Raw genomic sequence first — 8,051 nt, 5'->3', positions numbered from 1 at the left:
ATAATTCTCAAAAATTGCGTGATATGACCAATAGTACAGAAAAAACAGGGATAAAGAATGGGACTACTGAGTTTGTTAAGGTGATTGTTCACAGGTTTAGTTGATGGCTGCTTGCTTTTTTTTCAAACATGTCCCAAAGATCCTTTTCTAGCGATATATTATACAATTTATTGATATAAACTACTCCCGTGGGTGAAGTTGTGTTAATTTCGAGCAGGAAGTCATCTATAATATCAATACCAACAAATATTAGCCCTCTTTTCTTTAATTCAGGACCAATTTTGTTACATATTTCATTGTTTCTATCGTTCATTTGAGCGGGCTCAAAACTTGCTCCAAGTCGCATGTTTGTTCTGACCTCTCCACTGATTTTTGGAATTCGTTTCATTACACCAATTGGTTGGCCATAAAGTAGCAATATTCTTTTATCTTTATCTATGTTTTTACAAAATGATTGTGCAATCACAGGGCATTCGTATTTTGCTATCATGAGATCCACTACTACTTGAATACTATTCTCATCTTGTATTCTTATCACATCGTTTCCTCCATAACTATACAATGGCTTCAGAATAATATCTTGATAGTTGTAGTAGAAATCTCTAATCATTGATATATTTTCAGTAATCAAAGTTGGCGGAATTAGCTCTGGAAATAATGAAGTTATCAATTTTTCAGGACAATTTCTTATTTCTGTTGGATTGTTAATTACCAATGCGCTGGTTTTTTCTAAGATATATGTTGTTGTAATATAACGCATATCAAAGGGTGGATCCTGTCTGATAAATATGATGTCCATTTCATTCAAGTTGATTGCTACATCCTCTTTAGAGATAAAACTAAAATCATCAACGCTGACTTTCTGAGCCAGAGCAATTGGATGGTTTAGCTTTAGTGCTAAATTGTTAGGAGCATAGATAAAAACTTCGTGCTTCCTCCTTTGTGCTTCCTTTATTAGCACGAATGTAGTGTCAGTTTCAAAATTTATATTTTCATCCATCTGAAAGGCAACTTTCATTTATGTTCTCTACCTATTGTCACAATTGTACAAATGTTATAATTTGAAAACGATTTTTGCCTAATGGCGTAACTTACTGTACCTATATCGTACATAACTTACAACTTGTTTTACTCCCTTTACTTTTCTTGCAATTGCTATTACAGCTTTTAATTCCGCTTTATTTTGGGCTATACCCATCAAATAAACAACTCTATCAACCGTATTAACGCTATAATTAATTGACTTAATATTTCTTTTTCCCAGGAGTCTTGTTCTTATTTCCGCTGTTATCATGCCATCTACAGTGGTGTCTAGCATGGAAGCCATTTGAATTGGTATTACTCTTATTTCATTTATCACTTCTTTAATTTCTTTTTGCTGCCAAGCTATTTTTTCTGCTGTAAGTTGTTTTTCAGGAGTGTCAACACTTCCAATGAGCAATACTCTTCCTTCACTTACTTTAACCTTTATGGATGAAAATAGCCCATGTTTTAAGAGCCCCTTATTAATTCTGATGACCATAGTCGTATCATCAATGATATTTCCCAAGGATTTGTCCTGCATTGTTATTGCTGTTGCTGTCGCTGTAGCCACCACACCACCTATTATAAGGGTTGTGCAACCACTTTGTGTAATAAAAAAAATTGCGAGTAAGAAGCTTGTTATTAATCTCATTATTGATTTTCAGGGTTTAGAGCTTTCATTAAGAAATGTTAATAAGCTTTTTTGATTGTGTAAATACCATAAATTAAGTAAGACTTTAAACCTTGAATATTTTTAATGGAATACCTATAATAGGGTACTGAAAATTTCTTGCGGATGTGGCGGAATTGGTAGACGTGCCAGGTTTAGGTCCTGGTGAGCTTGCTCGTGGGGGTTCAAGTCCCTCTATCCGCACTTTAAAGTCATGTAACTTAGGTTTTAAGGGAAAATTTATAATCACTAAATACACTTTTGTTTGTGTAAAAACCTGTTCTTAAGGATTGTGTTTAACTTAAATTCTGGTAAAATGACTCTATTAAGATATGAATTAAAATGTTAATAAATGAATTATGATGTCTAATAATATACCTCAAAATACAGTCGAAGTAAGTAGCGTATATACCTACAAAGAGCTTAGTATAGATAAACTAAAGTATGAGTATGAAATCACAGTTGGTAGTGATTATATAAAACAAAAGGTAAATTCCAGGTTGCAAGAGATAGCAGAAAATGCAAAATCACCTGGATTTAGGGCTGGAAAGATGCCCTATGACCTTGTTGTTGCAAATTATAAAAACGAGGCTTTGGAATATGTGATAAATAATACAATTGATTATTGCTCAAGTGATTTGATGAAAAAAATTGAAGTCAAGTCTCACATTTATCCTAAGGTTGATGTTATATCATTACCAGATCTGGGCAAAGAAAATGAGGAGGGCAATTTTGTATACAAGCTATCTTTTGAGTCGATGCCTGAAGTACCGATGATAGATCTTGACAAAATAAACTTAAAGAAAATTGAAGCAAAGATTGAAGAGGAAGATATAAAAGAATTTATTGATTCTATCAAAACAAAGTTCCCCAATTTTGCCTCTGTTGATGATGCTTCTTATCAAGCGAAAGATGGGGATAAATTGATAATTGATTTTGAAGGGCGGATTAGGAATAAGCTCTTTCAAGGTGGAAGTAGCAAAGATTTTGCCGTTAATTTAGGGTCTGGCACATTTATTAATGGTTTTGAAGATCAATTAACTGGTATGAAAAAGGGAGAAACAAAGAACTTTAAGTTGAAATTTCCTGAAAATTACCAAGCCATTTCCCTTGCAGGACAGGAAGCTGATTTTTCTGTGCGAGTTAATGAGATTCAAATTGCCAAAGATTTTGAAAATGATGATGAAATAGCTAAGAGTATTGGGTTTAAAGATTATTCTTTGCTAATAAATCATACAAAAAAAATGATTGGTGATCAGTGCACCGAAATGAGAAATCTCTTAATTAAAAAGGAGCTGTTTGATTATTTGGATGCTAATTATAGTTTTGATTTACCCACAGACATAGTAAAACAGGAGCAACAAAGAATGGAAGGAGAATTGGGTGCTCAAAATGATTCTCGTAAAGAAGCTGAAAAACGTGTAAAGCTTGCTATGTTATTTATGAAATTTAGTGCAGAACATAAAATATCATTAACTCAAAATGATGTTTTGAGTGTTATTGTAAATCAATATGTCAGTAAAGATGTGCAATTTGACAGAGTACTTAAGCATTTTGAATCAAATAAACAATTTCAAGAATTAGTTAGAGGGCAAGCGCTTGAGTATAAAGTGACAGATTATGTAATAGAAAAAGTTAGTAAAGAAGAGCAGATTGTTTCTGTGAAAGAATTAAAGGAATTGTTTGATAATATTTAATAGGAAAAGGTATGACTCTTATACCAATTGTAGTTGAACAAACTAGTCGCGGTGAGCGCGCTTATGACATATATTCAAGACTAGTGAAAGAAAGAATAATTTTTGTAACAGGTCCTATTGAAGACAATATGGCCAGTGTAATAGTAGCACAGCTTTTATTTTTAGAATCGGAAAATCCCGATAAAGACATTTGTATGTACATCAACTCACCAGGTGGTGTTGTAACTGCTGGTTTGTCGATCTACGATACAATGCAGTATATAAACCCAGACGTTTCAACTTTATGTATAGGTCAAGCTGCGTCTATGGGTTCTTTATTGCTTGCAGCTGGTACAAAAGGTAAGCGCTACTCTCTACCTCATTCAAGAATTATGATACATCAGCCATCTGGTGGTTATCATGGTCAAGCAACTGATATAGAAATACATGCTAATGAAATTTTGCGGGTTAAGAAAAAACTAAATCAAATTTATGAAAAACATACTGGAAATTCACTGAAGAAAATTGAAGGAATGATGGAAAGAGATAAATTCATGGATCCTGAAGAAGCAAGGAAAATTGGCTTAATTGACAGGGTGATAGCTGAGCGTACAGATATTGAAATTGAAAATATTAAAGTTAAACAAAAGGTGGGTTAATGGATAACAATAATGATTTACACTACTGTTCTTTTTGCAACAAGGCGCAAGATGAAGTAGATAAATTGATTACTAACTCTTCGGATGGTTTAAAGGTGTTTATTTGTAATGAGTGCATAGAATTATCCCATAAAGCAATAAGTCAAAAGAAAGATAGATCTTTTAATTCAGATCGTATATCTGATATGAAGCTATTACTAAAGAAACCTGAGGATATAAAAAACTTTCTCAGCAAGCATGTTGTAGGTCAAGAACACGCGCAACACGTTTTATCTGTAGCTATGTATAACCATTGTCAATCCATGGTACAATTTCATGCTATAAGTGATATTGAAATCGAGAAGTCAAATATAATGCTTATTGGTCCCACTGGTTCTGGTAAGACTTTGCTAGCCAAAACACTTGCTAAAGTTTCAGATGTGCCATTTGCTATGGCTGATGCGACAACTTTAACTGAGGCAGGTTATGTGGGTGATGATGTAGAAAGCGTGTTGTCGCGTTTATTACAAGCTGCAAATTATGACGTTGTAAAAGCACAGCGTGGTATAGTGTTTATAGATGAAATAGACAAGATTACAAGAAAATCTGAAAGCACTTCAATAACCCGTGACGTTTCAGGTGAAGGGGTCCAGCAAGCTCTGCTTAAGATTATGGAGGGTACAGTTGCTTATGTTCCGCCACAAGGAGGGCGAAAACACCCACAACAAGAGTTTATACAAGTGGATACTAGTAACATACTGTTTATTTGTGGAGGAGCTTTTGAAGGCCTCGATAAAATTATTGAAGCGAGAAAAAAGGGAACGTCAGTTGGCTTTGGAGCAGATATAAGTCAGTCTAAAGAGCAAAAGAAAAAGAATGCTTTACATGATGTTCAACCTGAAGATTTAATCAAATTCGGTTTAATACCCGAATTTGTAGGGCGGGTTCCAATAACTGCTGTTTTAGATGAGCTGGATCATGAAGATTTAATACATGTGTTGACAGAGCCAAGGAATGCACTAATAAAACAGTACAAAGCATTGCTTGCGTTTAGCAAAGTAAACCTTGAGTTTTCAGATGAAGCAATATCAGCTATTGCTAAAAAGGCTATAAGCTACAAAACAGGTGCAAGAATGTTACGTGCTATCTTGGAGTCACTTTTGCTTGACATTATGTATACATCTGGAAACGGAGGCTTTGAAGGTAGCACTATAGTAATCACTAAGAAAATGGTAGAATTAGGAAAAGCAACGGTTAATCATAATAACAATGGCAATGTTATAACGGTTAATGATTAATTTGAGGCATATATTATGAACATTGAACGTGCTGTAAGCTCTAGTTTTACTGCATTGCCAGTATTACCTTTAAGAGATGTAGTAATTTTTCCAAATATAATGGTGCCTTTATTCATAGGCAGAGAAAAATCTGTTAATGCACTAGAGTATGCAATAAGTAGTAGTAATCACCAAAATGAGATTTTTCTTGTAGCACAGAAAGATGGCTCTGTTGATAATCCAGAGCCTGAAGATCTTTATGAAGTAGGTGTGTTAGCAAGCATTGTACAACCGTTAATAAAATTACCTGACGATGCAGTAAAAGTTATAATCCGGGGGATAAGAAGGGGAAGAGTTGTAGAATATATTAGCTCTCATACTTTATTACAAGCCAGGGTAGAGTTAGACAATTATTATAAAGAAGATGAAGACAATATTGATTTAGAAGCTTTAAGGCGGTCTGTTGTAGACGCGTTCGATAGCTGGTGTAAGCTAAACAAGAAAAATCAACCCGAGGTTGCCATTAACTCCATTGATCAAATCAAAGAAGTTGATCAACTTGTAGACACGGTAGCTTCACATTTAAATATAAAAGTATCAGATAAACAAAGTATACTTGAGGCTTATGACCCAGAAGAGCGTTTAAAAAAAGCTTTTGCTTTTATTGAGAGAGAAATGAGTATTTTGAACGCACAAAACCGTTTATATAAGACAATTAAATCGCAAGTTGAAAGCACTCAGAAAGTTTACTACCTTAACGAGCAATTGAAAGCTATACAGAAAGAATTAGGCGAATTTGAGAATGGTGATGAAGGGAATATACTCAATGAATTTGAAAAAAAGATAAATGAAACAAAGCTTTCTCAGGAAGCAAGAGAGAAAGCTATAACTGATTTGAAGAGATACAAGAAAATGAATCCCATTTCTCCTGAAGCTACAGTTATATCTAGTTACTTGCATTGGTTGCTTGAGTTGCCATGGGGAAAGTACAAAGATGCAAAAATTAACTTAAATGCAGCTAAGAAAATCTTAGATGAAAATCATTATGGCATAGAGAAAGTAAAAGATAGAATAATAGAATTTTTAGCGGTATTAAAAAGAGTAAAAGAGATAAAAGGTCCTATACTTTGCTTAGTTGGACCGCCAGGTGTTGGTAAAACTTCTTTAGCTAAGTCTATGGCAAGAGCAGTAGGAAGAGATTTTGTTCGCATAGCTCTTGGTGGTGTGCGTGATGAGTCTGAGATACGAGGGCATAGGAAAACTTATATTGGCTCAATGCCTGGTAAAATCATTCAACACATGAAAAAAGCTAATTCATGCAACCCGCTTTTTCTGCTTGATGAAATAGATAAGATGGGTTCTGATTCGCGTGGCGATCCTGCATCTGCATTACTTGAGGTTTTAGATACTGAGCACAATAAACACTTTACGGATCATTACTTGGAAGTTGAGTTTGATCTTTCAAGTGTAATGTTTGTAGCTACGGCAAACAGCTTAAATTTACCACATCCTTTGCGTGATAGGATGGAAATTATACAATTGTCTGGTTATACTGAAGATGAAAAAATCAGTATTGCTACACACCACCTTATTCCGAAGTTAAAGAAGGAACATGGTTTGTATCAGAAGGAATGGGACATAACTAATGAGGCGTTATACGAGTTGATACGTTTATATACATGTGAGAGTGGTGTGCGGAGTATGGAAAGGGAGCTTGCAAAGCTCATGAGAAAGGCAGTTAAAGAAATATTGACTGATAAAAATAAGAAAATATCCGTAGGGGTTGACAATTTACAAGATTATTTAGGGGTGCGTAAATATACCTTTGGCATTGCGGAAAATGAGAGTTTAGTAGGAATAGTAACTGGGCTCGCCTATACTGAAACAGGTGGTGATATTTTGATGATAGAATCAGTCCTAATTCCGGGCAAGGGAGAAATAAAATACACAGGAAAGCTTGGAGAGGTTATGCAAGAATCTATAAAAGCTGCGTATAGTTATATTCGATCAAATTGTTTGTTTTTTGGTATAAAGCCCGAAAAATTCCAAAATAATGATATACATTTGCATGTACCTGAGGGTGCGGTACCAAAAGATGGCCCTTCTGCTGGCGGCGCGGTATGTACGTCTATTGTTTCTCTTATGACGAATATACCAGTTAACAAAAATGTTGCTATGACAGGCGAAGTGACATTGCGTGGTAGAGTTTTAGCTATTGGGGGCTTAAGAGAAAAATTGCTTGCAGCGCTCAGAGGATCAATCAAAACTGTGATTATACCAAGTGAAAATGAGAAAGATATGCAAGAGATTCCGGCAAGCATCAAAGAGGGGATCAACGTAGTTTTTGCTAAGAATATTGATGAAGTTATGAAAGTTGCTTTAATGCACCCTACTACTCCAATTGATGGTGATGATAATCAAAATAGTGTGCCTTCCTCTATAGAAAGTAAAGATGATACTTTTCCTATGTCGGAAACATTGAAGCATTAGATTAAAAAAATATTATCAATCTCCATTTCTCTTTTATCCGGCAAAAATCCACCAATTTGTGCATCCCACAGAGTCTTATACATTCCATTTTTATCAAGAAGCTCTTGATGAGTGCCATCTTCTACAATCTTACCTTGATCAAACACTAAAATGCGATCCATATGCAAAAGCGTAGATAGGCGGTGGGCTATTATAGCTCTTTCCATAAAAGTCCGGATGTGATAGGATAAGGATAGATGATGATAAGGAGGTTGAATGCCAGCAGCATATAGTTATG

At 34.8% G+C, this 8,051-nt stretch carries 6 protein-coding genes, 1 tRNA gene and 1 pseudogene; 5 read left to right on the top strand and 3 right to left on the bottom strand.

The annotated features are described in order from the left end of the window. Nucleotides 1-88: 88 nt before the first annotated feature. Both gshB and OZD66_RS00390 read right to left on the bottom strand, forming a co-directional pair. The gene (gene gshB / locus OZD66_RS00395) at nucleotides 89-1,018 is read right to left on the bottom strand and encodes a glutathione synthase (RefSeq protein WP_182366686.1); all 930 of its coding nucleotides are present in this window, start codon (nucleotides 1,016-1,018) and stop codon (nucleotides 89-91) included. A 60-nt stretch (nucleotides 1,019-1,078) separates the two neighbouring features. Further along, complete coding sequence (locus OZD66_RS00390) at nucleotides 1,079-1,675, bottom strand: BON domain-containing protein (RefSeq protein ID WP_182366684.1); 597 nt, start codon at nucleotides 1,673-1,675, stop codon at nucleotides 1,079-1,081. 140 nt (nucleotides 1,676-1,815) lie between these two features. Here OZD66_RS00390 and OZD66_RS00385 point away from each other — a divergent pair. From OZD66_RS00385 to lon, 5 genes are all read left to right on the top strand, one after another. Continuing rightward, nucleotides 1,816-1,897, top strand: a tRNA-Leu gene (locus OZD66_RS00385). A gap of 158 nt (nucleotides 1,898-2,055) precedes the next feature. Next, nucleotides 2,056-3,390 carry a trigger factor gene (gene tig, locus OZD66_RS00380; RefSeq protein WP_182366682.1) on the top strand — a complete coding sequence of 445 codons (1,335 nt, stop codon included), beginning with the start codon at nucleotides 2,056-2,058 and terminating at the stop codon, nucleotides 3,388-3,390. An 11-nt stretch (nucleotides 3,391-3,401) separates the two neighbouring features. After that, complete coding sequence (clpP, locus tag OZD66_RS00375) at nucleotides 3,402-4,028, top strand: ATP-dependent Clp endopeptidase proteolytic subunit ClpP (RefSeq protein WP_006280254.1); 627 nt, start codon at nucleotides 3,402-3,404, stop codon at nucleotides 4,026-4,028. After that, nucleotides 4,028-5,305, top strand: coding sequence for an ATP-dependent Clp protease ATP-binding subunit ClpX (clpX, locus tag OZD66_RS00370; RefSeq protein WP_006279985.1), 1,278 nt, complete (start codon nucleotides 4,028-4,030; stop codon nucleotides 5,303-5,305). Before clpP ends, clpX begins: the two co-directional genes overlap by 1 nt. Nucleotides 5,306-5,320: 15 nt before the next feature. Beyond that, nucleotides 5,321-7,774 carry an endopeptidase La gene (lon, locus tag OZD66_RS00365; protein ID WP_182366680.1) on the top strand — a complete coding sequence of 818 codons (2,454 nt, stop codon included), beginning with the start codon at nucleotides 5,321-5,323 and terminating at the stop codon, nucleotides 7,772-7,774. On the opposite strand, the pseudogene OZD66_RS00360 reads toward lon, so the two are convergent. Then, a pseudogene (locus OZD66_RS00360) lies at nucleotides 7,771-7,968 on the bottom strand (hypothetical protein); the annotation flags it as partial. The gene lon and the pseudogene OZD66_RS00360 overlap by 4 nt on opposite strands. Nucleotides 7,969-8,051 lie beyond the last annotated feature (83 nt).

It is taken from the genome of Wolbachia endosymbiont of Drosophila baimaii (genome assembly GCF_028982185.1).
Taxonomy (GTDB): Bacteria; Pseudomonadota; Alphaproteobacteria; order Rickettsiales; family Anaplasmataceae; genus Wolbachia; species Wolbachia pipientis.
Note: the sequence above shows the minus strand (reverse complement) of the source record. Positions and strands in the feature narration are given on the sequence as shown.